The organism is Bacillus sp. AM 13(2015), from assembly GCF_001518755.1.
GTDB classification, from domain to species: domain Bacteria; phylum Bacillota; class Bacilli; order Bacillales; family Bacillaceae; genus Bacillus; species Bacillus safensis.
Genome location: NZ_LKCP01000052.1, coordinates 15,142 through 38,066 on the forward strand (window position 1 = coordinate 15,142; position 22,925 = coordinate 38,066).

38 protein-coding genes and 1 pseudogene are annotated in these 22,925 nt (G+C 37.1%); 3 read left to right on the plus strand and 36 right to left on the minus strand.

Annotated features, from left to right (window positions below):
* Position 1: 1 nt before the first annotated feature.
* The 31 genes and pseudogenes from AOQ70_RS07985 to AOQ70_RS08110 form a co-directional block, all read right to left on the minus strand.
* Positions 2 to 1,207 (minus strand): phage major capsid protein, encoded by a 1,206-nt coding sequence (locus tag AOQ70_RS07985; RefSeq protein ID WP_059375603.1) that lies wholly within the window; start codon positions 1,205 to 1,207, stop codon positions 2 to 4.
* A gap of 35 nt (positions 1,208 to 1,242) precedes the next feature.
* Positions 1,243 to 1,875 carry an HK97 family phage prohead protease gene (locus tag AOQ70_RS07990; RefSeq protein ID WP_059375606.1) on the minus strand — a complete coding sequence of 211 codons (633 nt, stop codon included), beginning with the start codon at positions 1,873 to 1,875 and terminating at the stop codon, positions 1,243 to 1,245.
* Positions 1,868 to 3,109 carry a phage portal protein gene (locus AOQ70_RS07995; RefSeq protein ID WP_059375608.1) on the minus strand — a complete coding sequence of 414 codons (1,242 nt, stop codon included), beginning with the start codon at positions 3,107 to 3,109 and terminating at the stop codon, positions 1,868 to 1,870. The genes AOQ70_RS07990 and AOQ70_RS07995 overlap by 8 nt, the downstream gene beginning before the upstream one ends.
* Before the next feature lie 5 nt (positions 3,110 to 3,114).
* Positions 3,115 to 3,297, minus strand: coding sequence for a hypothetical protein (locus AOQ70_RS08000; protein WP_059375611.1), 183 nt, complete (start codon positions 3,295 to 3,297; stop codon positions 3,115 to 3,117).
* Between the two features lie 11 nt (positions 3,298 to 3,308).
* Positions 3,309 to 5,020, minus strand: a pseudogene (locus AOQ70_RS08005) (terminase large subunit).
* A complete protein-coding gene (locus AOQ70_RS08010) occupies positions 5,020 to 5,523 on the minus strand; it encodes a phage terminase small subunit P27 family (protein WP_059375613.1) in 504 nt (167 codons plus the stop codon). Before AOQ70_RS08010 ends, AOQ70_RS08005 begins: the two are co-directional and overlap by 1 nt.
* 86 nt (positions 5,524 to 5,609) lie before the next feature.
* Positions 5,610 to 5,930 carry a transglycosylase gene (locus AOQ70_RS08015; protein WP_231730845.1) on the minus strand — a complete coding sequence of 107 codons (321 nt, stop codon included), beginning with the start codon at positions 5,928 to 5,930 and terminating at the stop codon, positions 5,610 to 5,612.
* Positions 5,923 to 6,279: an HNH endonuclease gene (locus AOQ70_RS08020; protein ID WP_059375615.1), complete on the minus strand. Its 357-nt coding sequence runs from the start codon at positions 6,277 to 6,279 to the stop codon at positions 5,923 to 5,925. The genes AOQ70_RS08015 and AOQ70_RS08020 overlap by 8 nt, the downstream gene beginning before the upstream one ends.
* A gap of 94 nt (positions 6,280 to 6,373) precedes the next feature.
* A complete protein-coding gene (locus AOQ70_RS08025; protein ID WP_059375616.1) occupies positions 6,374 to 7,045 on the minus strand; it encodes a hypothetical protein in 672 nt (223 codons plus the stop codon).
* Positions 7,046 to 7,222: 177 nt separating this feature from the next.
* Positions 7,223 to 7,798 (minus strand): DUF4145 domain-containing protein, encoded by a 576-nt coding sequence (locus tag AOQ70_RS08030; RefSeq protein ID WP_059375618.1) that lies wholly within the window; start codon positions 7,796 to 7,798, stop codon positions 7,223 to 7,225.
* 228 nt (positions 7,799 to 8,026) lie between these two features.
* Complete coding sequence (locus AOQ70_RS08035; RefSeq protein WP_059375620.1) at positions 8,027 to 8,938, minus strand: DUF2971 domain-containing protein; 912 nt, start codon at positions 8,936 to 8,938, stop codon at positions 8,027 to 8,029.
* 109 nt (positions 8,939 to 9,047) lie between these two features.
* Positions 9,048 to 9,590 (minus strand): site-specific integrase, encoded by a 543-nt coding sequence (locus tag AOQ70_RS08040; RefSeq protein WP_059375623.1) that lies wholly within the window; start codon positions 9,588 to 9,590, stop codon positions 9,048 to 9,050.
* Positions 9,587 to 10,036 carry an ArpU family phage packaging/lysis transcriptional regulator gene (locus tag AOQ70_RS08045; protein ID WP_059375624.1) on the minus strand — a complete coding sequence of 150 codons (450 nt, stop codon included), beginning with the start codon at positions 10,034 to 10,036 and terminating at the stop codon, positions 9,587 to 9,589. The genes AOQ70_RS08040 and AOQ70_RS08045 overlap by 4 nt, the downstream gene beginning before the upstream one ends.
* Before the next feature lie 226 nt (positions 10,037 to 10,262).
* A complete protein-coding gene (locus tag AOQ70_RS08050; RefSeq protein WP_059375626.1) occupies positions 10,263 to 10,868 on the minus strand; it encodes a hypothetical protein in 606 nt (201 codons plus the stop codon).
* Between the two features lie 34 nt (positions 10,869 to 10,902).
* On the minus strand, positions 10,903 to 11,310 hold the full coding sequence (locus AOQ70_RS08055; protein ID WP_059375628.1) for a hypothetical protein: 408 nt from the start codon (positions 11,308 to 11,310) through the stop codon (positions 10,903 to 10,905).
* A 13-nt stretch (positions 11,311 to 11,323) separates the two neighbouring features.
* Entirely contained in the window at positions 11,324 to 11,629 is a 306-nt protein-coding gene (locus tag AOQ70_RS08060; RefSeq protein ID WP_059375631.1) for a hypothetical protein, read from the minus strand.
* The gene (locus AOQ70_RS19220; RefSeq protein ID WP_082700829.1) at positions 11,626 to 12,108 is read right to left on the minus strand and encodes a hypothetical protein; all 483 of its coding nucleotides are present in this window, start codon (positions 12,106 to 12,108) and stop codon (positions 11,626 to 11,628) included. Before AOQ70_RS19220 ends, AOQ70_RS08060 begins: the two co-directional genes overlap by 4 nt.
* Positions 12,105 to 12,281, minus strand: coding sequence for a hypothetical protein (locus AOQ70_RS19555; RefSeq protein WP_156417738.1), 177 nt, complete (start codon positions 12,279 to 12,281; stop codon positions 12,105 to 12,107). The genes AOQ70_RS19220 and AOQ70_RS19555 overlap by 4 nt, the downstream gene beginning before the upstream one ends.
* Positions 12,278 to 12,502, minus strand: coding sequence for a hypothetical protein (locus tag AOQ70_RS08075; RefSeq protein ID WP_059375633.1), 225 nt, complete (start codon positions 12,500 to 12,502; stop codon positions 12,278 to 12,280). The genes AOQ70_RS19555 and AOQ70_RS08075 overlap by 4 nt, the downstream gene beginning before the upstream one ends.
* Before the next feature lie 239 nt (positions 12,503 to 12,741).
* Positions 12,742 to 12,999: a hypothetical protein gene (locus tag AOQ70_RS08080; RefSeq protein ID WP_059375634.1), complete on the minus strand. Its 258-nt coding sequence runs from the start codon at positions 12,997 to 12,999 to the stop codon at positions 12,742 to 12,744.
* Between the two features lie 33 nt (positions 13,000 to 13,032).
* Positions 13,033 to 13,242, minus strand: coding sequence for an XtrA/YqaO family protein (locus AOQ70_RS08085; protein ID WP_059375637.1), 210 nt, complete (start codon positions 13,240 to 13,242; stop codon positions 13,033 to 13,035).
* A gap of 70 nt (positions 13,243 to 13,312) precedes the next feature.
* Positions 13,313 to 13,486: a hypothetical protein gene (locus AOQ70_RS19685; RefSeq protein ID WP_197414599.1), complete on the minus strand. Its 174-nt coding sequence runs from the start codon at positions 13,484 to 13,486 to the stop codon at positions 13,313 to 13,315.
* Positions 13,487 to 13,501: 15 nt separating this feature from the next.
* Positions 13,502 to 13,636 (minus strand): BH0509 family protein, encoded by a 135-nt coding sequence (locus AOQ70_RS19560; protein ID WP_156417739.1) that lies wholly within the window; start codon positions 13,634 to 13,636, stop codon positions 13,502 to 13,504.
* Positions 13,636 to 13,776, minus strand: coding sequence for a hypothetical protein (locus AOQ70_RS19690; RefSeq protein ID WP_197414600.1), 141 nt, complete (start codon positions 13,774 to 13,776; stop codon positions 13,636 to 13,638). The genes AOQ70_RS19560 and AOQ70_RS19690 overlap by 1 nt, the downstream gene beginning before the upstream one ends.
* Positions 13,745 to 14,275, minus strand: coding sequence for a hypothetical protein (locus AOQ70_RS08090; RefSeq protein ID WP_059375640.1), 531 nt, complete (start codon positions 14,273 to 14,275; stop codon positions 13,745 to 13,747). The genes AOQ70_RS19690 and AOQ70_RS08090 overlap by 32 nt, the downstream gene beginning before the upstream one ends.
* Positions 14,272 to 14,427, minus strand: a complete 156-nt coding sequence (locus tag AOQ70_RS19695) for a DUF6906 family protein (RefSeq protein ID WP_197414601.1) — start codon at positions 14,425 to 14,427, stop codon at positions 14,272 to 14,274. The genes AOQ70_RS08090 and AOQ70_RS19695 overlap by 4 nt, the downstream gene beginning before the upstream one ends.
* A gap of 84 nt (positions 14,428 to 14,511) precedes the next feature.
* Positions 14,512 to 15,378, minus strand: coding sequence for an AAA family ATPase (locus tag AOQ70_RS08095; RefSeq protein WP_231730846.1), 867 nt, complete (start codon positions 15,376 to 15,378; stop codon positions 14,512 to 14,514).
* The gene (locus AOQ70_RS08100; RefSeq protein WP_059375646.1) at positions 15,317 to 16,168 is read right to left on the minus strand and encodes a phage replisome organizer N-terminal domain-containing protein; all 852 of its coding nucleotides are present in this window, start codon (positions 16,166 to 16,168) and stop codon (positions 15,317 to 15,319) included. The genes AOQ70_RS08095 and AOQ70_RS08100 overlap by 62 nt, the downstream gene beginning before the upstream one ends.
* On the minus strand, positions 16,161 to 16,487 hold the full coding sequence (locus tag AOQ70_RS08105) for a hypothetical protein (protein WP_059375649.1): 327 nt from the start codon (positions 16,485 to 16,487) through the stop codon (positions 16,161 to 16,163). Before AOQ70_RS08105 ends, AOQ70_RS08100 begins: the two co-directional genes overlap by 8 nt.
* A gap of 67 nt (positions 16,488 to 16,554) precedes the next feature.
* Entirely contained in the window at positions 16,555 to 16,707 is a 153-nt protein-coding gene (locus AOQ70_RS19700) for a hypothetical protein (protein ID WP_169738191.1), read from the minus strand.
* 81 nt (positions 16,708 to 16,788) lie between these two features.
* Positions 16,789 to 16,992 (minus strand): helix-turn-helix domain-containing protein, encoded by a 204-nt coding sequence (locus tag AOQ70_RS08110; RefSeq protein WP_059375651.1) that lies wholly within the window; start codon positions 16,990 to 16,992, stop codon positions 16,789 to 16,791.
* A 184-nt stretch (positions 16,993 to 17,176) separates the two neighbouring features.
* On the opposite strand from AOQ70_RS08110, the gene AOQ70_RS08115 reads away from it, so the two are divergent.
* Entirely contained in the window at positions 17,177 to 17,602 is a 426-nt protein-coding gene (locus tag AOQ70_RS08115) for a helix-turn-helix domain-containing protein (RefSeq protein WP_059375654.1), read from the plus strand.
* A gap of 225 nt (positions 17,603 to 17,827) precedes the next feature.
* Here the strand turns inward: AOQ70_RS08115 and AOQ70_RS20085 are convergent, their stop codons facing one another.
* From AOQ70_RS20085 to AOQ70_RS08125, 3 genes are all read right to left on the minus strand, one after another.
* Positions 17,828 to 17,962 carry a hypothetical protein gene (locus AOQ70_RS20085; protein WP_260852374.1) on the minus strand — a complete coding sequence of 45 codons (135 nt, stop codon included), beginning with the start codon at positions 17,960 to 17,962 and terminating at the stop codon, positions 17,828 to 17,830.
* 19 nt (positions 17,963 to 17,981) lie between these two features.
* Positions 17,982 to 19,007 carry an AimR family lysis-lysogeny pheromone receptor gene (locus AOQ70_RS08120; protein WP_231730847.1) on the minus strand — a complete coding sequence of 342 codons (1,026 nt, stop codon included), beginning with the start codon at positions 19,005 to 19,007 and terminating at the stop codon, positions 17,982 to 17,984.
* A 310-nt stretch (positions 19,008 to 19,317) separates the two neighbouring features.
* Complete coding sequence (locus tag AOQ70_RS08125; RefSeq protein ID WP_059375657.1) at positions 19,318 to 20,841, minus strand: recombinase family protein; 1,524 nt, start codon at positions 20,839 to 20,841, stop codon at positions 19,318 to 19,320.
* 157 nt (positions 20,842 to 20,998) lie between these two features.
* Here AOQ70_RS08125 and AOQ70_RS08130 point away from each other — a divergent pair, with 157 nt between their 5' ends.
* Together AOQ70_RS08130 and AOQ70_RS08135 are read left to right on the plus strand one after the other, a co-directional pair.
* Complete coding sequence (locus AOQ70_RS08130) at positions 20,999 to 21,586, plus strand: hypothetical protein (RefSeq protein ID WP_059375660.1); 588 nt, start codon at positions 20,999 to 21,001, stop codon at positions 21,584 to 21,586.
* 108 nt (positions 21,587 to 21,694) lie between these two features.
* Positions 21,695 to 21,886 carry a helix-turn-helix domain-containing protein gene (locus AOQ70_RS08135; RefSeq protein WP_059375663.1) on the plus strand — a complete coding sequence of 64 codons (192 nt, stop codon included), beginning with the start codon at positions 21,695 to 21,697 and terminating at the stop codon, positions 21,884 to 21,886.
* A 173-nt stretch (positions 21,887 to 22,059) separates the two neighbouring features.
* On the opposite strand, the gene AOQ70_RS08140 is transcribed toward AOQ70_RS08135, so the two are convergent.
* On the minus strand, positions 22,060 to 22,527 hold the full coding sequence (locus tag AOQ70_RS08140) for a hypothetical protein (RefSeq protein ID WP_059375666.1): 468 nt from the start codon (positions 22,525 to 22,527) through the stop codon (positions 22,060 to 22,062).
* Positions 22,528 to 22,657: 130 nt separating this feature from the next.
* Positions 22,658 to 22,925, minus strand: a 268-nt coding sequence (locus AOQ70_RS19705; RefSeq protein WP_231730848.1) for a DUF5776 domain-containing protein, incomplete at its 5' end; no start/stop codon positions are given.

Here is a 22,925-nt window from a genome sequence, read left to right on the forward strand (position 1 = left end):
CTCAAGACTTTTTCACCTCTTCTTCTTTTATTGATAGTTGGCCGTAAACTACGGCATCTTCGTCCCACTTTCGGACGTCTTCTCGTTCAATTGCACGTACTTTTGTTGTGTTCGTTTCAAATGATCCTGCTGCAAGATTCGTATAGTCGATAGATTGTTGCTGACGATCAAATAAGACAACGGCCTCTTTTAAATCTCCAACGATTACAGGAGCTTTCCCTGCTTTTGTTTTCAAGACCTTGTTTGAGATCACCACCACGCGGCGACCATACAGCATTTTGTTTGTCGGTTCGGAAGGAATATCCTTGAGTAGATATTTACCGTCCGCATCTTTCAGCTGATCCAGATAGTTAAACCCATCTTGGTTTGTCATGATGATCGCACCAGCTGAAATGGCGGTATCTAGCGTAACGTTTAAAGTCTTTTTAATGTCATCCAAGCCCTTAAATTCAACCTTTTTCAAATCATCAAGGATTTTCAGAATAAGTGCATTTCTTGTTGCGATTGATTTTTTAACGAACCACTTCGCAACATATGTCATGATCGCTTGATCTGTATCCTGCAGCAATGTATTCGAAAGTGGTAAAAGCCCTGCATAGTCAGTGATGGTATATGATAGTTTTGTAAACTTAGGCTGGTCTGTTTCTGGAATGTTTCCCATTTCCTCAATGTCTTGGAATGGTGTCATGTCTCCGTTTTTTTCAAGCATACGACTACCTGAACGGGTTGCAACCGGCTCGACCGTGACATATTGCTCAAGTTGATGTAATTGCTCTCGCTTTAACTCTTTAATAGTTCGTGAAATATCTTCGGGGATCAGGATTCCGCCATCTTCTTCATTTTTTCCTGACATCGCTCTGAATTCAGGATTTTCTAGGAATTCACGTTCTTCATGTGTTAAGGATTTACCTCGAAGAGACTTCATGAACAACTTGGTAAATTTCTTTTGACGTTCTTCCTTATCCCCTTCTGCTCCTTTTCGTCCCTCCGGATTACGTTCTAGCTCCGGCACAAAATTTTCACCGCCAGGTAAATCAGGCACGTTCAGTGATCTTCCTTCTACCATCAATTCAATTTGATTCTTAAGCTCTTTCACTTCATCGAGTAGCTGGCGCGCCTCCTCTGTTTTTCCTTCTGCAAGTGCTTTGTCAGCATCTTCTTTCTTTTGCGTAAACCGCTGACGCAGTTCAATTTCTTTTTTTGTCATCTTTATTTTTCCTCCTCAAAGAACGCAAAAAAGCCTTACTCTGGAAGATCAAGGCTTAAAAGTTCCAATTCAATTTTTAAAGTTTCATCTGTTGGTGCGCTTCGTTGTTCTTTCATTTCTTCTACTTTCTCTAAGCTGCGGGCACCTACTACAGCTTCGGTATCGCTATACGCTGGTGTCGTTACAAGAGATATGTCATAAATGCGGTGAATGTTGTTTATTCTTCGTTCGTATATGTCTTCATCTTCATTTATGCGCCACTCGTCAGGCTCTTCGCCGTTATAATCCAACGAAAAGGCAAAAGAACATTGATTAATAACGCCGCTGCGTATATTCTCCATGAGATCGCGCGCATATGACGTGTCTGACGGCTTAAATCTGAATTTAAGACCTATGCCATCTATTTCGAGTTCAAGCCGCCCTGACTCCCCTGAAACGGTATTTCGCGCTAGGGGAAAATCCTCTCGGTGGTTAAAAAGTGCAATGACGTTTGATAGATCGGTAGATTCTAAAGCGTTCCTGCTGATAATTTCTTTGAACCATCCCAAACGCTCGGACCACTTTTCAAATTTCAAAGCATAGCCTTCCACATATTCGGATTGTCCTTCTCCATCAGAACGGATCTCAATTGGCGTTGTGAGCAGCCGCACTTCTTTTTCTTTACTCATTCTTGCTGTCACCTCCCTTCATGGTTGAACCTGCTTTAAGTCGCTGGTACTCTTCCATAAAGTCAAGGAACACATAATTCAAACTGGAAAGATATTTCTCGCCATGCTCGATAGGGTTTCTCTCTATCAAGTCGCGAATCTCATTTTTATTTAAAAGACCCGCTTCGCTCATGGTCTTAAAATACTCTGCTTGAGTTTTACTGTCGCCGCGCAGCTCACTATCAACATTGAATTTTACATAATGGCCCGCTTTTTGATCATTGTCAGTAAACAGCTTAATATTTAATTCTTGTTCAAAATTCACGATCCACGGTTGCAGTGTATTTTTTACGTATTCCAAGGATTGATGCTCAATGTTTGAAAATGTGGCTTTATCAAGTTCATTGAGTTTATGCAAAGGAACTTTGTAAATCATGGCAATTTGAGCTTTATTGAATTTCATAGATTCTACAAACTGCGCTTCTTGCAACGGCATGGCAATAGATTGATATTCTAGTCCATTGTCAATAATGGCTATGTTTTCACCTTGGTTGACCCGCAGCCATTCTTTACGGACGTTCTCTTTTGGTTTTTCATCCAAGAAAGAAGGTACTTTTAGAATACCTCGCGGCGTGGCTTCGTTTTTATATAGTTTTGCGTTATATTTTGTGGCAGCTGCTTGAGCGCCTATATGCTCTCTCACTACCCCAATAGGCGACTTACCGTGAATGCCATCCGTTGATAAACCTTTAAAATGCAGCACTTGGTGTTCATATAGTTCCATCGTTCTTCCGTTAACGTTGGTTTGGTACCACAGCCTCCCTGAGTCGGGATGGATGTATGCTTTTGTTGCATCCGGCCGCAACGGGTAAAGATTTTCAGGGAACCCATGTGCCCCAAATTCAATCATCGAATAGGCATTTCCCCATGTGAGGACATGGGTCATCATGAGTTTCTTCCACACATATGCAGTCATATATGGGTTAGGCCTTGCGTAGATCGCATAGGCAGATGGATGATTAGGGTTTCTGTTGACTCCTTGACTCTCTTTTTTAAATGTGTGTATCGGCAGCTTTGCGATGTCATCAGACAATACATTTACACAGGCAAAAATGTCCGGCTGCTCAAATGAATTACTTTCACTGACTCTTTCACCACTTGCCGTTTCTCTACCTCCAAACAGATTGATCAACTGGCTAAAACCGTCTAACGTTTTTGAGCCGGATCGTTTTTCAAAAAACTTGTCTATAAACATTTATTTCACCTCTCTTTCTGCTGCGCGTGACTTGGCAGCAGGTAGGCGTAAAACATTAAAAATACACCCGTCAGAAATAGACCGATGTTTGTATTTACCCGATACGCTGCCAGCAGAATAAAGATGCACCCTCCAATAAACAGCAAGTCGTTTAATATAAAATTCAGAAGAACAATAAATTTTTTCACTCTCTCACATCCTAAAAACTGAAATTTCCTGAAAAATGTTTATTTAAGTCAACGTTTGCGCCCGTATCGTGATACATGGCTCTAGCAAAAGCATTCATAACCGCTGCAGCTGGATCTATTCTCTGTGGGGATTTCGCTTTGTCTAACATGATATTTTCTTGCGCGTCTTGTTTAATGATTGCGTTATTATATGCAAAAGTTAGAAGAGGATCGTTCCCATGAATGAGCTTGCCCTCGTATACCTTTTGTCTGTAGTTCTTTGTTGGTAAAGAAAGATGTTGAATCCTTTGCGGCATCTCAATCATATTAAATCCCTTACTTTCAAGCCTTTGTGCAAGGTGCAGCGCATTATATTTATCGTAAGCAGCTTCAATCACTCTCAATTTGTTGACGTGAGCAAATTCAATAATCCACCTTTCGACAAATTGATAATCAACCGCCTCCCCCGGTGTGAATGTCATCCAACCTTGATCGCGCCATAAATCATAAGGCACTTTATCAGTGGCCATTTTCTCCTTGGCTCGTTCTTCAGGGATGAAGGAATGCTGGCCGACATAATAAAAGCCATCAAGAACGCCAACCCACCCGACAGAAGTCAAATCCGTTGTCATAGATAAATCTATACCAAGATAGATCGCCATTTCTTTTAGATCGGGTATTTCTCCATGACAGGCCCGCCATTTTGACATTTTCATATAGCCGTTGTCTTTTTGGTCTACCCAGCGATCCATGTTTTTTGTGAGGAAACTTCTCATCTTTTCAGGCACATCTAATGCAACTTTTAACGCTGACCGAAGTGATTCCATCCCTTCTGGGTAAGTTGCTACAATCGGATTTGCCTTGATCCAGTTCGACTCATCCTTTACGTCGTCTTCGGGATCAAGTTCACAGATCATAACAAAATAGTCATCGTTTTCAATTTCAATGTCGGGATCAAGAATTTTGGAAACATATTGATACTCTTTGAAACACGGCCCGTTTAAGTTGAAACCTGCGGTAGTATGATAACCATCAAAGGACTTCGACGTGCGACCATTCCACTGTCAATAACATCATAAATTTCACTTGTTTCATGTGCTTGGTATTCGTCGACTATTCCAAGAGATGGGTTTTTTCCGTCTCCTACCTTTCGGGCTTCACGGGATAACGGTTTGATGATTGAATTTGTTGCGTATTTTGTTACCTGCCCGTTAGCGTCTGTGTATTTCCCTTCTAAAATAGGTGCGTGCTTTAGTTGTTCAATGATTGCTTGATAGACTTCATCTGACTGCTCTCTTGACCAACCAGCAATAAACACGCGGTGTTTTTCTCTAGTAGGAAAGATTTCATATGAAGCCATGATAGCCAGCAATTGTGATTTCGCGTTTTTTCTCGCTAACTGGATGTATGCTTTTCTAAAACGCCTGGCACCATTTTCTTTTTTGTAAAAGCCGTAAATATTAGCAGCAATGAATAATTGAAAGTCTGTAAGTTCAATTGGCTTACCTGCTAATATCCCTTCGACATGATTAAATTGCTTGGCCCATTCATAGAAATCAAGAACTGCTTCCGCGTCAAAATAATACGGGCAATCTTCATCTGCTAGCCGCTCTACGTCTTTGATGAACCTCTGAACAGCCCATTTGTGATTCTTTCCTGCTTTTATTTCCCCCGCTTGGATTTTTTCGCAATATGACCATACGCGCTCAATTAAAAGCTCCGCGGTCATTTCTTGCGTTAGCATTACATGCGACCTCCAAAGCGTTCTTCTTCTTTTGTCTTAGGCTTGTCTTCTTTCTTTGGGATAACGAGTTTACAGCGTGAGGAAATGGTTAAGCCTAAATCACTTGATGCTTGTCTGCATTGTTTAAATAATTTGTCTTGATTTATAAGAAGATCACTGTAGGCAGGATTCGCAATTTCAAACTTTTCTCCCTCTGAATTTTCAGCAAGGGTTGTGATCGGTGTCTCTAATAAGATTTCTGTTATTTCTAAGTATTGTTTTCGAGCAAACAAAAAACGGGCAAGCGCATCTACATCTAAATTTGTCATAATTCCGATGTTTTTGAGCTCGTCCGCTATCTTTTTGAATTCTCTTTTTAAATCTTTTGGTAAATATGCAGGTGCTTTTACTTTATCATTTGGCGCCTTTACTTCTTGTTTCCTTCTTTGCTCAATCTCTTTGTTGGTAAGGTTTTTCTTACCCTTTACCAACAATAAATCTACCGGTTGTCTAGGCCTCGCCATCCTCTCACCTCCTTTCAAAATTTCATTTAGGGAATTTCTCGCGATGTTGAGGGAGACGCGGTCTACGACAAATCGTTTCTAGGGATTTAAGGTAGGGGGGCTTCCATTTCCCGCCTTAGTTGATCCATGTCTTTTTGACAATCCATTTGCGCTTCTTTGATTTTCTTTTTATACATTTCGAGTAACTTCTCTGATCTCGCACTCCGAAGGACAACGAACAGTTTTCTGATCCTGCTTTGCTTACGTCTGATCACTTCATTTGTAAAGTAAGATGTGTATTCAGTTAGACATCTAGGACATTTAATATAATGTCTCTTCACTACATCACCCAACTTCTCAATCTTTGAGTTACCTTGGATAAGAAGAGAGGTGCCGCATTGATCACACACGCATGTTTGATTATCCATTCCCAAACCCTCCATCTTCTTTGGCGGTCTTTCTGTTATGGCAGGACGCACACAACGGCTGCCAGTTAGAAGAATCCCAAAACAGTTTCTTATCTCCCTTATGCGGTTTGATATGGTCCACTACTGTAGCAGCAATCCGTTTGCCTTGTAGCATGCAAGACTGACACAAAGGATGCTTTGCTAAATAACCTTCACGGGCTTTACGCCATCGGCTGTTATACCCACGGCGTGACGATGATTCACGGAACAGATCATATAAAGGCTTTGATGTCTTATGCTGCTGGCAAGATCCTTCGCGCGTTAGTTGAGGACATCCAGGTTCATTACATGGTTTTAATGCCTTCTTCATTTGGTTTCACCTCTTTATTTCATCAATAGTTGAATAATTTAAAAACACCAAGACATTTATCCGGTTTGGACAAGTGTCTTGGTGTTTTTATAATCTAACTATTTTTATAAAAATCTTTCAAGAATTTATTTCTAAATTCTTCTACGTTCTCTGAAAAATATTTATGATTTACATAACAGGGGAATAGGATAAATGAGATTATAACTATATTTATAATTACTAACGAATTACTACTTAATATATTCACAATCATTAAAATGTAATGGGTTATATTTATTATTAACGATAATAATAACGCGAAACATAATGCACCTAAACTATGAGTAGTGGATAGTAAATGTGCATATCGCTTTGCAATATAATCGCGCCTACTGTCCTCTTTAACTTTTGATAGTCTATTTTGCCATTCAAATTCTAGAGAGAAATATTCGTTAGCCCTCTTTTTTGATAATTTATTACGTTCTCTGAATTTATACCATTTTGCCTTTTCAACTGGTTGGGGAGCATCAATTAACTCTGCTATTTCAGATGTAAGAATACTCCTTCTCCAAAAACCTAATATCCAGCTCCAAGCAAAATACATTTGATGTATGAGATACCCAATTACAATGCCTATAGCTGCTGTACTAAATATAACACTAATACTTTCAACTGGGTTTTCAGTCGGTAGATTAGTATGAAAAATCGCTACGGGCCAAAAACTCATAAGTAAGAAAACCCAACCTGGGATTCCCCATCTAATAAGATATTTAGTTTCAAAGTTCATATCATTCCCTCCCTCTTTTATATCGGAAAGAATTTAGCTTATTAAATCATTTAAAAACTTTGTCGAACGAAAAAACGACCTCCGCAATGGAAGCCGCTCTCAATTTATCACCTAATACCATCATAACCGCTCTCAGACAAAACGCTTTGCCAAGATCGTGCCAAAAATGTGCCAAAATTAGTTTTTTGCCATCCTGCCAGGCATTTCATATTTGATTCTTAATAAAAATTCCAAGAATGTTACAATTTCTTCAGCTAATTCTTGATTTATAGATGGAATTTTATGAGTGGCAATATTACCTGCTTTTCTAATGGCATCAACCCAATCCTTACCGTTTTTTGGAATAATACCTTCATTCTCAAGATAATCCACATAGAGCAAAAAATTTTCACCCTCTTTTGCACCTGAATCAACAGCTATAGTCATTAATAGCTTTCTAGCCAATAATACCCCAGCCGTATACAATTGATGAGACATACAATCTCTTACCTCTATGTAGTCTTTTTCAATTTCTTTTGGAAGGTGCTCAATACCATTACCAAATCGTGGTGAAGGAATTTGTTTCCACTCATTTTCTAATTCAAAATAAGTAGGTCTGTTGCAATTAGGACATATATAAATCTTTCCAAGATCAACCCTATCTATTTCACAAAAATAACCTACATCTGGAGCAACTGTTGCATCACAGTGGGCACAATGATATTTGCGTGACTCCCTTTTATTTAGACCATACCATTGACCGTATAGCGTCATAATCCATCCCCCTTTTTTTGTAAAGTATAACATATCCACACAATCCACCAATTCACCATATCTATTATTGTGTCTAACTCAGGGAATCGCTGAATCCTTTGCCCCTCTTGCTTTTCAGCCATTTCCTTAAAATGAGTTGGATATTTTCTCATTATGGTTAGTTGTAAAAAATGCGCAAAAAAAGACTCCCTATGTTAAGTATTAGTGAGTCTGTACGTAAATATTTATTTAATACCTGTAGGGTATTGCCGAATTATCAATTTCTTCAAGAGGTATCTCAATTTTATTTAATTTAAGGAATTTATGAAGTCCTTCCTTATTGATATCCATATTGTTCTTAGGTCCAATAGTGACACCAGTAACTATTTCTTTACTAAACTTCCTTTCTATAAAAGGAATGAAAGTTCCATTTGATATTCTGCATTTGTAATTATTTTTTTCTGCTTCACGTAAAGGAAATACAATTCTAAATTCTTCTTCTTGAGAAAAGCATTTATCTTTAAAAAAGATAGAAAACCATGATAAAGTTTGGATAGCCCACATAAAATCATCTTTATCCTCACCTCTTATTTTACCTGGATAACCTGGTTTAAGAAATATATCTAATAAATCTAATAATAATCCTTTTAATGAATCTTCATGTTTTTCTCTATCGTAAATAACATGAGAACAATAAGCTTCATTTTCTTTAATTAATTTCTTAAATTCAAATTTAATATTGTAACCATCATTATTTGAATAATTTGACCACAATAAATTCGAATCTGGATTTATGCTAAAAGAAACAGTGTAAAACTCCCATATATATCTACCATTAAAAGCTTTTTCAATTATTTTTTTTTCATAAAGCTCTGTGTACTCTTTTATTTGTTCTTCGGTTAAACCTCTTTCTTTACACACATCCTTAAAAATATCTTTACTTAAGTTTAATGTATACTTCATTTCTGTTTTATCATTTAAAAAATCAGAATGAGTAGCCCAAAAAACACCTTTTTCATCCTTAACATCACCACTAATTATCCCTTCAAATCCATGAATATTTGTGTAGTGATATATCTCATCCGGGTCGCTTTGTTGATTAAGGAGAGGTATAATAAATTTTTTAAAGTACTTATTTTCCAATTCCATATGTTCTGTCAAAGTTTTTCACTCCATTTAAGTTTTATCTATAATATAACTTTTTTTCAAACTAAATCAAGAACATTACTAAACAGAATAACATAACGTTGTCAGATAAATTCCAACATAATTATAAACCAAAATTGTCCATGGTTTTGTCCATTGTATCTTGTGTAATCCCGATATATCGTAATGTAACGTCAGGTGTTGAATGATTGAATATTTCTTGCAGCAAGGCCACATCCTTGAACTTCTTATAATGCCAGTATCCAAATGTTTTCCTTAATGTATGTGTACCTATGCTATCAAGCCCAACATACTCCGCTGCCTCTCTCAAGATGTTGTATGCACTGCTGCGACTAATGGGTTTGTTTAGTCCCTCTCTGCTTCTAAATACATACTCTTGATCATCACGATCTTTAATATATTGATCTAGTGCTTTCCGAAGTGTCTTGTTTATCTTGATTCTTTTTTCTTTGCCTGTCTTCTTCTCCCTTAAAGACACATACTGTTTCTTAACATCTTTAACACGTAATTGAAGAAGATCAGATATTCTCAAGCCTAAATTGATTCCGGCCACAAAAAGCAACAGGTTTCGTTTGTTCCGCTCTCCAAGATATTTCTTTATATAATGGATCTGATCAAGGTCCCTTATTGGCTGAACAAAATTCATGATTTATCCCCCTTCTTGTACACTTCTTCTCTAAGTGCAAAGGCCAGTCGATAGTATGCTTTGTTTTTAACACGATAGTAATTCCGCTGGCTGAGGCCCATTTCAGCGTAAATCTCATAATCATACATTTCTTCATCCTGCATATAGAGCATAACTAAGATGCGCCGCTCTTTTTGCGTTAGACGATTAATGCCCTTTTCGATTCGCTTCATATATTTTTCACGCTCAATCTCCCAATCCATTTTTTTAAGAGCTGCTTCTTCTGTGGATGAATGAAACTGATTGGAAAAGCTAGGCGGCGTAATCGTGTAAGTTGTTGTGATCTTAGGAAGAAAGTCTTCTGGAGTTTGAAGCCTTAACATTTTATACTTTTCTAGCATTCTTTCCATCTTTGCTCTAGTTTTTTCCTCGTCGATCTGCGGAATGTCTAAACTTGTTTGATTCATGATAATTCCCCCCTTTATTTTCTGCGCATTGCCCCACCTTTGGCTCTTCTCAGTCTTTGCATGTTTTGCCCCATAAGCTCCCGTATCTCTCTTTCTGTAAGCTCCTGCGGCTTTTTTTGGGGCTTTTCCTTCTTCATGGCTGCTCCTTTCCGACAAATAAAAAACGGACACCAACCAGCACCCGTAAAAGGCGTTGATCAGTGTCCGCAGGCTCTCCGTCTTGGACTTATTTTTTTCTAGGAGTAAATATTGTCGCCATCATTATTATGAAAGATATCACGGCAGAAATCGTTAAAAGAATTAATGAATAATTATCATTATCATCCTTGAGAAAGTTAAGTTTGAAATTTAAAAATTCTAAAATAAACGCTGTAATAAAGAAAGTAATAAATGAACCAATTGCCCAAGTGAAAATTGTAGGAATACTTTTTTCAGTATCATCGCTATCCTCATTGTTTAAGTTATCCAAATGGTTGGATTTCAAACTTAATTCTTTCAATTCTAATAGTTCTACTGATATTTTTGATTTTTGTGAACTTGATAAAAAACTTGTCTCAAAAACTTCTTTGATAAGGTGATTAATCACATCCACTACCTTATTCATATCTCTGCTCTTTATTTTGTATGATTGTGAATACGAAATACACAGGGTTTCAATTAACGGAATATTTAAAGCTTCTCCTTCTGAAATAAAGTATTTCAGCGTTTTAATTAACTCTGAATTTGCAATTTCAACTTTGTTTTTATATTCTTTTCTATCTAAGAATTTAAACAAAAAACTAGTAATAATTGTAGAAATTAAACCAAAAATTAAAGTTTTTAACAATTCCATCTAAAACAATCCTTTTTGATTTAATTATAACATTTTATTTCACCTCGAAAGCTGGCGTGTAGATGTAGCCCTTAACGCCCGTCCAATTGCTGTTTTTGTAGATCGTCATTTTGATACGATGCGTGCCAGCAGTATGATTGACGATGTAAAACTCTTTTGCTGGTGTGGCGTTCTTAAATGATCCAACCAAGCTGAATCGCTGATCTTTCCATTTGCCGCTCACCTTCTTTTGAAGCGTGAAGCGGTAGTATACTGTTTCATTGCCTGTTTTGCGTGCTGTGACATCAATGCTTTTGGCTCTCGGTGTGTATGAATTGGCGTCAGTTGATACGCTGACTGTATGCCCTCCAATTGATTTATAACCGCTCGTTACTGCCGCAGCAGACGGCGCATAAAGCACCGCCGCAATAATAATAGTTAGTGTGATTAGTAGTTTTTTCATCATCATTCTCCTTTCAATCCCCAGCTTCTATGAATTCCAGCAAAACGGACATCGGTTCAATATCGTATTCTTCATGTTCAGAAGAAACTTTGTTCCAAACGTGCATTGTAGCTTCCTTGTCTCTACCGTTAATTTTTGTGTTTATTTTTAATGGCTCTGACCCGTGTAAATCCTCTTTTGATGCTAGATCATTAGAATGATCCTTTATGTGTTGGTCAAAGCATTTTTGGGCATTCTCGATGTATAAGAAGAAGTTATCTTCTATCGGCAAGCCTCTATAGAAAAGTTGAACACGAATGATATCATGTGATTTCTTCATATCAAGTTACCGTCTACAGCCAGCATCATTTCTCCGTCGCTAGTTAAATCCTCAAGGACTTCTTCAAATGGTATTAATTCTTTATCTTCTCCAGGAATGCGGCTGAATTTCGCTGCTGCATATAGTCCTGTTACTTCTTTGATGTTCTCTGCAAGTTCTCCCACTTCATCATCGGCAACGGTATCAGTGTAGATTTTCATAGCACTTTCTTCATTGCGTGCTTTGATCAAAGCGTAATATGGATCATGCACCTCATAAAACTTCATTTCCTCTTTGCTTTTAACTTGTTCTTCTAATTTTTGAATGGCTGTTTCTAGGTATGTCGCAAAATCAATCGCTTCTTCCTGCGCATGTTGCAACCAGCCTTTTAAGTCGTAGGAAGAGGTTTTGACCTCACCCCCGTACTTTTGCAGGCCTTTTTCCTGCTGCTTATGCAATTTCTCAATGACTGAATAGATAATCGGGTTATTTTCGTTCATCGTGCTTCCTCCTTTAATGATTCAGTATCGATATTTAAGACCTGCAGCATCCAAATAAGAGTGGCCATTCCGGCAACAGCTTCTTTATCCGCTCCATTCGAACGAACTCCTCTTTCTCCAAAGTCGTTCATTCGCTCAATGATTTGCCGCTGTTGCTTTTTATTGAGCTTCATCCGCTTATCTCCTTTAAGTCTGCGTATTTTGCTACATGCCCGCACTTGCTCTCCCAAGTGTGAACACTCCCATAAAAGCCATCTTCGGCATGTTGTGTGAGTTGAGGCTCGCACATTTCGCATCCACATGTAGGGCATTCCCAAAGCACATTTAATTCTCTAAAACCGATCAAGCAACCATTTGAGTCACGATCAGGAATAGTTATTTTTTGGGTGTTCATACCTTCTCCTCCTAATTATTCTTAAATACTTTTAAAAATACGAACACAAGTTCTCGTTTTGGTATATAATATGTTTATTCTTATAAGAGGTGGTGATAAAAATGAATCTTAATAGAGAAAATGTAATCACTAGAATTACGAAATATTTCAAAGATTTGCTGCAATCTTTAATTACTGCTCTCAATTCAATATCTTTAATTATCGTTGGACTAGCAGGAGAATAATTCCCTGCTTGTCTATTATCCAATTCCGCTCATCAATCCAGCGATCACGATAAAGGACATGAAAGCCAGCAGCGTGAAGATGACAGGTCCGTTTGACTCACGCTTTGCCATGACTACATTTCCTTCGATGATCAGATCAGGGCAACTATCAGCAAGCACTGGTACAAAAAATTTCGGTACGCCTAAGTGAGCAGCTGCATCATCAATCGTCATTGCTTGGTTTTTGCAGGCTTTGACTGCCTGCGAAAGCTCGACATGTTTAGGTAAATTCATGATATTTCCTCCCCCGCAGGGGATAAACCCCTGCTATCGTTTAGTTTTATAACTAAAATCAAATCTAACTCGGTCGAAACTTCCTTTAATCGTTTCAATGATTGTGTGACCGTGTTCGGGAGCCTCTATGTAATGCGCTGTGTTGTTGATCCCGTCCAGCACGATCACTTGTACCTTTCCTTGTTCAACTAATGTTGTGAAAGGCTCGTTATTTGTTAATGAGACAGTCTGTGGTCTATTCACAATCTTCACTCCAATGTGATATAATTAAGGTTCCTAAGTTTAATTACTCACATTGAACTGATGTGAATTCTTACCGCTGAGACTCGACGGATTGATCTGTGCGCTTCCAACGCCAGTCTTTTCGTTTGAGTCTCTTTTTATATGGCTTGGGTGGATGTTGCTGCCTATATGCTGCTAGTTCATCCTCTGACATAACCCACGCTTTAACTGGACCTGCTTTGTATGAATTCACTACAGTTTCCAATATGCTCACCTCCTTTTATTCGTCACGCTGTGGCACGTTGAGATTGTATATTTTTTCGAGTTCTTCGTCTGATAGTTTTTCGCAATATTCACGACCAACATTAGTAAGGCTCAACCACTCGATCATTAACGCTCTATCTTCACTGGTCATTACTTGATGCCTCCTCTCTTTTTGAGGTGGTGAACGGCTAATGTCTTTATCTTCTTAGGACAATCTTCATATCTCGCAATGACTTCCAGCTGGCGTGCTGTCGCTTTTTCAAATGGCAACAGGATGCTTTTTCTTTTCATGCTGCTTGTACTCCTTTCCTAGTGCGCCGCCTTTACGTGGTTCGATCTTACCTAACTCTGCTTGATCTATAATCAACAGCATGACATCATCAACCTTGCGTGCTAAACGATTCGCAATATGTCTGATCGGCTCATGATCCTGCCACATCTTCCGAAAAGCTATGATGTCCCTTTCACACCATATAAAATCGTTTTGAGGACAAGCATAGTAAACCGGTTGTTGTTCAAACAGCTTGCGTAAATCTCTTTTTTTGTAGCTCATTGTGCATTTTTTGATATACATAGGCTCGTTTGCGCCGACACCGTTCGGTCGCTCCTTGATCTTTCCACGCTTGCTAAAATCAATCATCAGTATTAACACTTCTTCTGATGGTCGGTTAAATAACTCCGCCATCTCTTCAATTGACCTGCCTTCGTACCAGTAATCCAAAAATCGCTTGAGGCCAACAATCGTCCATTCGAAATTGACATGATCCAAAATGATTCTAATGACACTCATTTCGCAATTTCCTTTCTGCGACCGACCTCTTTGTGTACAACATGCACAGATGTCGTCAGATTCTTTTCTACGAGCCAATAAAGTGGGTTCAATCCATTTACTAATAAAATCTTCCTTTCGGCTCTCGTGGGCTTTCTACCGCCTTTTTTCATGATGGTTCCTCCTTGTGTTTTTCAGTCACTCAGACTTACTGCCAGCTGATCTATTAAACTATCAACCTTCGCATTAACACTCCCTTAGAACGGCAATACTTCTTTACGCTTGTCCGATGTGTCTTTAAAAATGATGTACTGCTGCTTTTGGGTGATGCGTGATACTAGCTTACTGTCATACATTTGATACAGCTTTTCGCTAGTAAGGTTGGTTGTATAGATCGTCACTTTATCCTGCCGGGCAGATGTTACTTTGTAGATGAGACGATGAATGAAATCGCTGGCTTTACTATCCGAATGTTCAGAGCCTGTTTCTGCACCGATGTCATCTATTACGAGATAATCGACTTCACCCATCAACTGAGTCACATATGCTTCTGTGTACTTGCTCTCTTTGTTGCTGAATGAATCTTTAATTGCCGTAGCAGCATCTTCCATATTGATAAACAAGCAGGATCGACCTTTGTCTTTAGGATTGTCGGGATCAGGAGGCACATTAAATTCTTTAAGTGCTGCATATGCAAGGTGACTCTTCCCCACTCCCGGATGGCCCTGCAAAAATATGTTGAACACTTCACCTTGTTGCAAGTGTTTAACAAGATCCATCATTCGTTTTTTATTCTTGGCCTCTTCTGGCTCAGCAACATTGTAATTTTCAAATGTTGCTTGTGAGACAGTTCGATCCCTGAACATGCTGCGTTTTTCCAACGTGTTAAATTTTTTCTGCCGCTGGCTATATTCAATTTTTTTTTCTAAGTCTTTTTGCAATTTCTTTGACTCTTCTTCCAGTTCACATCGCGGGCAAATAACTTTCCCATTCATCACCATCATTCGGACAGGTTTTACAACATCTTCACTGCCACGGGTGTATGTGTGCTTATTACAGTAATCAGAATGGAAGGTCATTTTGTCGATTATGACTTCGGCTGCCGCCACCTTTATGCTGTGCACGCTTTATCACCTCATCACTGTTGTTTAAGTAGCCTTCGAATTTTGTTCCGAAAAGTGTTTCGGGACGAAGGAATTTACTCATGTCAGGGTTATCACGCCATTCAAAGCATTTTGCTAAGATGACCTTTTTAAAATCATCGAATCTGAATCCCTCTTTCCATCTTGCTTTTATTAGTTGCTGTGTCTTTGGTGTGGTGTGACGGTAATTTTTCTCTGACATTTGGTTTAGAAGATCCGTTATGAGTTTGAATGGGATTTCTAATTCATCCACAGTCGGGTTTCCCGACAATATATCTTTATTCTTCTTTCTTACTTCTTCTTTCTTACTTCTTCTTTCTTGTTCGTTACTTTGCGTTACTGTAACGTTACATGTAACATTACCGATAGTTTCTAGAGCAAGAGCCTTCTGTTTTTCCCTATGTTTGGCTACTCTTTTCCTAGTGTCTTCCCTGATTTTATTCATCGCATCAACATTTTGATGTTTTTCCCAATTGCAAATACTTATATAGTGGTTGTCGTTAATCTCAATCATGCCGAATTGCTTAAAAGTATTGAGAGCCATTCTTACGACTCCTAAAGGTCGATTAAAAATAGCTGACAACATTTCCTCTGTGTATGGAACATTTTCGCTTAAATATATATATCCCGAGGCGTTAGTTTTACCAGCCTGAGCAAGTAATTTGACCCAGATAATTAATAGTGTGTCAGATTCAGGCATTTGCTCAATTAACTTTATTTTTTCGTCATCAAACATATTGGTGCTCAATTTCACAAACTTGATTTCAGCCATGATTTAAAGCTCCTTTTGTATTTGCTGCTATCCAAGCTTCTACCGCTTTTCGTGAATATCTTTTATGCTGACGTGGAGCACCAGGTAAACTTGTCAAATCGAGAGTCGGGAAATCTGGTCGATTAAAATAAAGCTCGTCTGCTGTAGCAGCAGTACATTTTAAAATGTTTTCATATACCTGTTTTTTTGTTAGTAGTTCATCTTTGGAAGCGATAATCATTAACATCTCTTCAATTTTTGTAATTAATGCGGCACTCACATTTGCGATAATGCTATTTGTAATTATTTCAAGATCAGAATCTTCAAATTCAAATTTCATTTCACTTTACACCTCACACCTCTTTTTATGATTAGGCTTGTCCTTCAAAAAAGGTGAAACAAAAGTTTCAAGCCTCTTTATTTTTTTTGTTCTTCTCTTTTTTTACTGGTGTGTAATAAGGTGCCACAGCCTCAGTAAAAAGTTTTTCTCTGTCTTCTGTTCCAAAGAAAACTTCTCCGAGAAACAGGTTGCTTTTTCTCTTTTGCTTTTTCTTAGCCATAAAGATCACCTCGACACATAATATGCAATGTGGACAGTAGGACTAACCTTCGAATTTCGATCACTATAGGAAGCACTCTATTTAAAAAAAATAAGCCGGTGGCAAATTTAATTTTTCACTTAGTTGAACTAAAGAAGAGTGCGACGGGTTAGCTTTCCCTTTTTCCAACTTACAAACATAAGAGCTAGAAAACCCAGTAACCAAACCGAATTGGCGTTGAGTTTCATTTCTTTCTGACCTTATTTTTTTAATTTTTTCTGCAAAAGAAGCAGTTTCGCGGTTCATTGTTTTCACCTCCCCAAACGCTTCCTATAGGAAGCACAAGTAAAATATACCAGCCTTTAGCTTTTTGTGCAACCATTATTTTTAAATGTTTCTTATGGGAACCTACATGTTATAATTATTTGTAGCGGTGTGTCGTGTGTCGTACACAAACACACAGTGGCATTAAATCGAGGTGACCTTATTTATGGACAAAAAAAATGAATTAATCGGTACCAACTTAAAAAGGTTAAGAGAAGAGCATAAACCAAAACTTTCTATAAGGCGACTTGCTCAAGAAGTTGGTTTAAGTAACGGTTACTTATCAAAACTTGAAACAGGAAAAATTAAAAGCCCTTCTTTGGAAGCTCTGACAAAGCTTGCTGATTATTTTAATGTTGACCCCACCTATTTTGTTACTGATCCAAGAGATCTTAAAAAAATGGGTAAAGAAGCTGAGAAAGTAGTTTTCGCGAAAGAACTAACTCTTGAAAATATCAAAAATGCAAATATTATAGATGCAGATGGCAAACAAATAACAGATGATGAGCGTAATTTCATGCTAGATGCCCTTAAAAATTACAGAGCTTCTAAGGCTAAATTTTTAGAAAACGATTCACCTGAAGAGGATTGATTTTGATCTTCTTTTTTTGTTGCTTCTATGATCTCCATTAATTCTTCATATTTTATAGCCATTTCACTACCCTCCAAGGAATACTTGTTCTATGTACGTTTTAGTCTATATTAGATATATTTAAAATAATTTCCTGTTTTCGTATTTTTTGAAAACAGGAAACTTCCCCAGAAAACACGAAAGACGATACCAGATTATAGGTAGCGTCTTTTTCATATCTTATATTTACATTCCTGGTCTTACATCTTTTGTTTCATATACTGTTTCTGGGTTGTTAGTGATAAGTGAGTGAATTTCCGAAACAACTATTGTTGCTCCTAGTGTAATTGTTAAAACAATTACATTGAAACGTTTAGTCATGTATAGCACCCCCTAACTCTTAGAGTGTATACCTAAATCCAATTCTATTCAATTCATTTTTTGGGAAACTTGCCCTGAAATAATCTTTGCTTTTTGAAAAATAATGATGGGATAATAGCAACTTTTCTGATGACAATTCTGTTATTCCATCAAAAAGAAGCGCATATTTATTATACCTATCATCCTGATAAAATTTGCTTAAATCCCCATCATGTTTTAATAACGTGGTGAATTCACTCACTGCAAATTCATCATTAATTCTTTTATCCCAGTATTTTTGAAGGAAAGCTATTTCTTCTTTATTCTCAATTATTTCGGCCTGTCTATCAGGGAATTTTGAATAGAGGTCAATACATTTAAGATAATAAGAAATTGATTGTTCATAGGATTCTAGAAAATATGAAAGACCTAAAATATGATAAGCAGTAATGTTGTGAGCTGTGCTGAAATTTCTGTCCAAAATTCTGTTAGCTATTTTTCTTGACTGGATTAATTCTGTTTTTTGCTTTAAGTAAATATTAACTTGAATTTCATCTAACCTAGCACCGTATGCCATTTTTAGAAACGGATCACTAACCTGAAACAATAAGTCATTTATTTGATCAATAGTATAAATAGTTAAATCATAAAGACCATTCAAATAATAATAATAAACATGTAAGACCTTCACCATGATTTCAGTTTCCAAAAATGTGGTCTTAAAATTTCTTAAGTTATCTAAAAAAGCGTTTCTTTCAAATATAAACCTCGACTCAATCATTAGTGAATATAAAGCACATAACTCTCGAGACTTGGGATTCCTTTTGCTTTTATATTCTCGTGCAATCACACTTGTGTAGTCGTACAATTGTTTAGAATAGCAATATTCTAAAGCAGCAGGAACATTTTTAGAATTAATGCCTTCTTTAAAATAATTTAAAATGAGTTCAATTTCGTTCTCTTTGTCAATGTAATTAATGATCTTATGAACTATCCAGAACGAGACATCCTTACCATTTAAAAATTTGCTTAAATAACTACTGCTTATGCCCAGCTTTGTTGACATCTTGTTTTTGACTTTCTTTAGACATTTCTATTGAGTTTCTTAAATGTGTCCGTAAGTCTTTCGCGATTGTACTTGTCATATATGATCACCTTACCATTGTTAAATTTATCATGAAGTACAAAAAAATGTTGTCGTAAATTGTCGTAGAAGTATGAATTTTTGCTCTAATAAATAAGTTAATTCAATTATAATCCTATTGTGTAACTTATTAACATACGACTTTCGGAGTTATTTAGATTAAAGGTTTAATTTGCAAAAGGTTTGCTTAGCATTTGCTAAGCGTACCTTTTGCAAATCTTTATCCGTGCTGTCATTTGAATCTGTAATAGATGTTTATTTTCCCATTTGGATCAATTACGATACGATCGATCAGCTTTTCAAACACATGTTTTAAATCTTTTTCTCTATCTTCAAGTTCTTGAATGACTGCTTTCATTTCGATGATTGAATTCTTCTCATTTTGTACATGTTGCAACGAAAATAAACTCTGTTCAAGATTTGTTATTTTGGCCTGAATGTCGTTCCGTTTAGTTTGAAATTCGGCTTTTGTAATCATTTGATCTTCTAAATACAGTTCTAACAACCTTTTGTTTTGTGTCTCTAAAGATTTCAATTCTGCCTTTATGGCTTTAATTTGTCTTTCCTTTTGTTCAAGAGCATTTTTCTTAAAGTCGTGTGAAATGCCCTCTGAAAATGTAATGAGATTTTCAACCACAAAATCTCGAAGTTCTTCATATTTGATCGGAACATGATTCACACATCCATCTTTCCCGGCCCTTCTGAAATTACTACATTTTAGGTATTTCCAATAAGTCCGCTCTCCATTTTTCTTGTCTCGATGAGTTTGGATGATCACCATTTTAGATCCACATTTCCCACAAATAATTAACTTTCTCAACTCATTCCAAGGTGTGAATTTTCTCTTTTTATTGACTGTTTGTTTATTGTTAGCTTTTTCCCAATCTTCTCTAGAAACAATTGGCGGGCAGAAATCTTCATAAACAGTCCATTTTTCAGGCGGATTTCTAATGAATTTCTTTCGTCCATCTACCTTTATCGTCGTATGTCTATTAGCAATGTGAACTCCACAATAGATAGGGTTTTTTAAAATTGTCTGTACCGTTGTGAGCTGCCAGTTACTTCTTTTCCTGGGCGGAGGTATTTCACCAGCTTTACACTTCTCCTGCAAAGCGTATGTAACTCTCTTTTGGCCTAATCCCTCGTTGTTATATAAATGGAAGATCAACCTTATGACTTCTGCTTCATTTTCATTAATAACGAGGTATTTCCCCTCTTTCATATAACCATACGGTATTCTTCCAGAGTGCTCTCCTCGTCTGGCCTTTGCTGCAAGTACTCCGCTTATGTTTACGGACATAGATTTAGGTAACTGCTCTGCAAAAAGGGCCGACATTTCAAATTTCATCGAAGCTTTGCTTTCGTACAGGCTATCATAATCTTCTTCAAGCGTCACGACACGGACACCGTTAGATACTAAAATCTCTCTAATATAGAGGGCATCTTTCAAATCCCTGGCAAGACGTGTAATGGATTTAAAAATAACCATTTTTATTTCTTTCTTTTCAGCCAATGAAAAAATGTATTTCATTGCTGCCCTATCTTCAAGGACGGTTCCGCTGATACCATCGTCTAACAAAACAGAACGGTCATCCCATTCATAGTTGTGTTGCTCGATCCAATATCGACAAACGTCAATTTGGTTTTCCTTAGAACTTATTTGCTCGTCTCGGTCTGTCGAAACCCTTGTATAGACTTTATAAGGGTAATCGTCATATTTGATGATTTCTTCAACTGATTCTTTGCGGAAATGCATATAACACACCCCAATTGTGAATTGTTCTTACTAAATTATAACATCCCGACCATCATTACCGTAATATTCTTAATTTGGAAAAAACATTATTACCCCACTTTCCTGTTCGATAATATGGTAGACTTATTTGGTAATTATTTGTTTTGGAGGGTTTAAATTGAAACGTGTTTTGCTTTTTTTCATACTTATAATAAGTATTGCTACATTAAGTGCATGTAGCAGTAACAATACAACTTCAAAAGAAAAAGATTCTGAGGCCATTGAGATTGAAGAAAATAGTGAAACTGATGACGTTGATAATACACAGAAAAACTTTAATTTCACAATTGATGAATTCGTGAACGCATATAACGAAGTAGCTTTATCTTTTGATAATGAAAAAATTAACTTTGATGAAATCGGAGATTATAAACTCTCTGATGTAGCAGGAGGTCAAGTTTACACAAAAGATTTATTAATGCAACTTGATGACTTTGGCGGCACTTTTAACCTGCAAGCATGGCATGATTTAGATAAAAACTTCTTTCGCCTGAACATATTTACAACCGGATCAGGAAATATATCATCTGAACAAGGAATGAGAAATACATTAGCTGTGCTTCATATACTAGGTATTGACTTTGAACACTTAAATGATTTTTCAAACAACGATAAAGAGTCTCTTAGTATAATTGACGGTGATTACTCGATTCAGTTTACTAAAATCCCAGGTATGTCATTAATATTAAATATTGAACCAAAATAAATTCTTTGGTTTAATATCTTTAAATTATTATATCCCCTCCAAATCGCCTTGAAGGGGATTTTATTTACATTTATAATCGAACATATATTCTTTTTAGGAGGATAAGACGTGACCGATCTTGAAAGGAAGCTTTACCGAATCATCTATAATATGAGCCGGTTTCGCAAGAACCCATCAATAGATGAGCTTAAACGGAAAACGGGTAGGGATGAGCCGACGATCCGTAAGGCTGTTAAAAACCTTATCACAAGAAATGAATTAGAATGGAATAAAGAGAAGAATGAGTGGAAGTTCAAGTAATATAAAAAAGCCGCCCAGGTGGACGGCCAACAAGTTTCATTTGTTGATGTTTTTCTTTATGTCTTCTATCTCGTTTCTGAGGGATTTATTTTCTCGTTTGATTTTAGAAACCTCGACGACTGTCAGTAACAAAGTTGCTAAAATGAGTAAAATCAAAATATATTCAAACATAATCATATGTCCATGTAGTAGTCATCAAAGCCAAATGTCGCAGCAATACCGATGACTGGTACCAGCGCGGCTCTGAATTTCCATCTATGTTTTTTGTAATATTTCTTACTAAGCTGTTTGCGTTTATGTAGCTGCTTTGCAATATAACGGCCAGCCCCATAACCTGTGCCGACAACCGCCGCCATGCCTGTAATTATCCCCATCGCTACAAGAAATACGTTTTGCACTGTGGCTTTATCTTCTTTGTCGAAAAGACTGTCGATTTTAAAGATGTCCTTGTCAGATAGGCCAAGGTCTAAAGCGCCTTGATATAATTCAGGATCATTCTTGGTGAAAGATTCTGCTGTTTCATTTTGTTGCACATATTGTGACTGATTAGTTTTTGCATCTGCAAACTCTCCAAGCGTACAGGAAATACCCAACGCAGCTACAATGGATAAAGAAATTCTAGATATCCACTTTTTGTTCAAAATCGTACCCTCCCCCTTTGTGAATTCCAAATAAAGCATAACTTGAAATATACAGTAATTTCCATAGTTATAAAGTATGTAATTTACGACAAACAAAAAAAGCCCCTCCGATAAGGAAGGGCTTTTCATTTTACTTTTGTTTTACCTGAACATATTTCGTGGCTGCTGTGATATAAAGACCTGATTTAAGCTTATACATTTTTGCCCCATTTACCGTAACGGTCTTATCAATCGTAAATGCTTCACCCGGCTTTACTTTTTTGTGCTTTGCTGACCAATTTGGCTTATCATAGACCCATAGCCACCCGTCAGCATTCGGCTTCACTACAGCCATTTTAATGCCCTTTGTTGTCGTTTCCTTTTTTAGGCTTTGTTTTAGTTGAAGAAGATACCTTTTT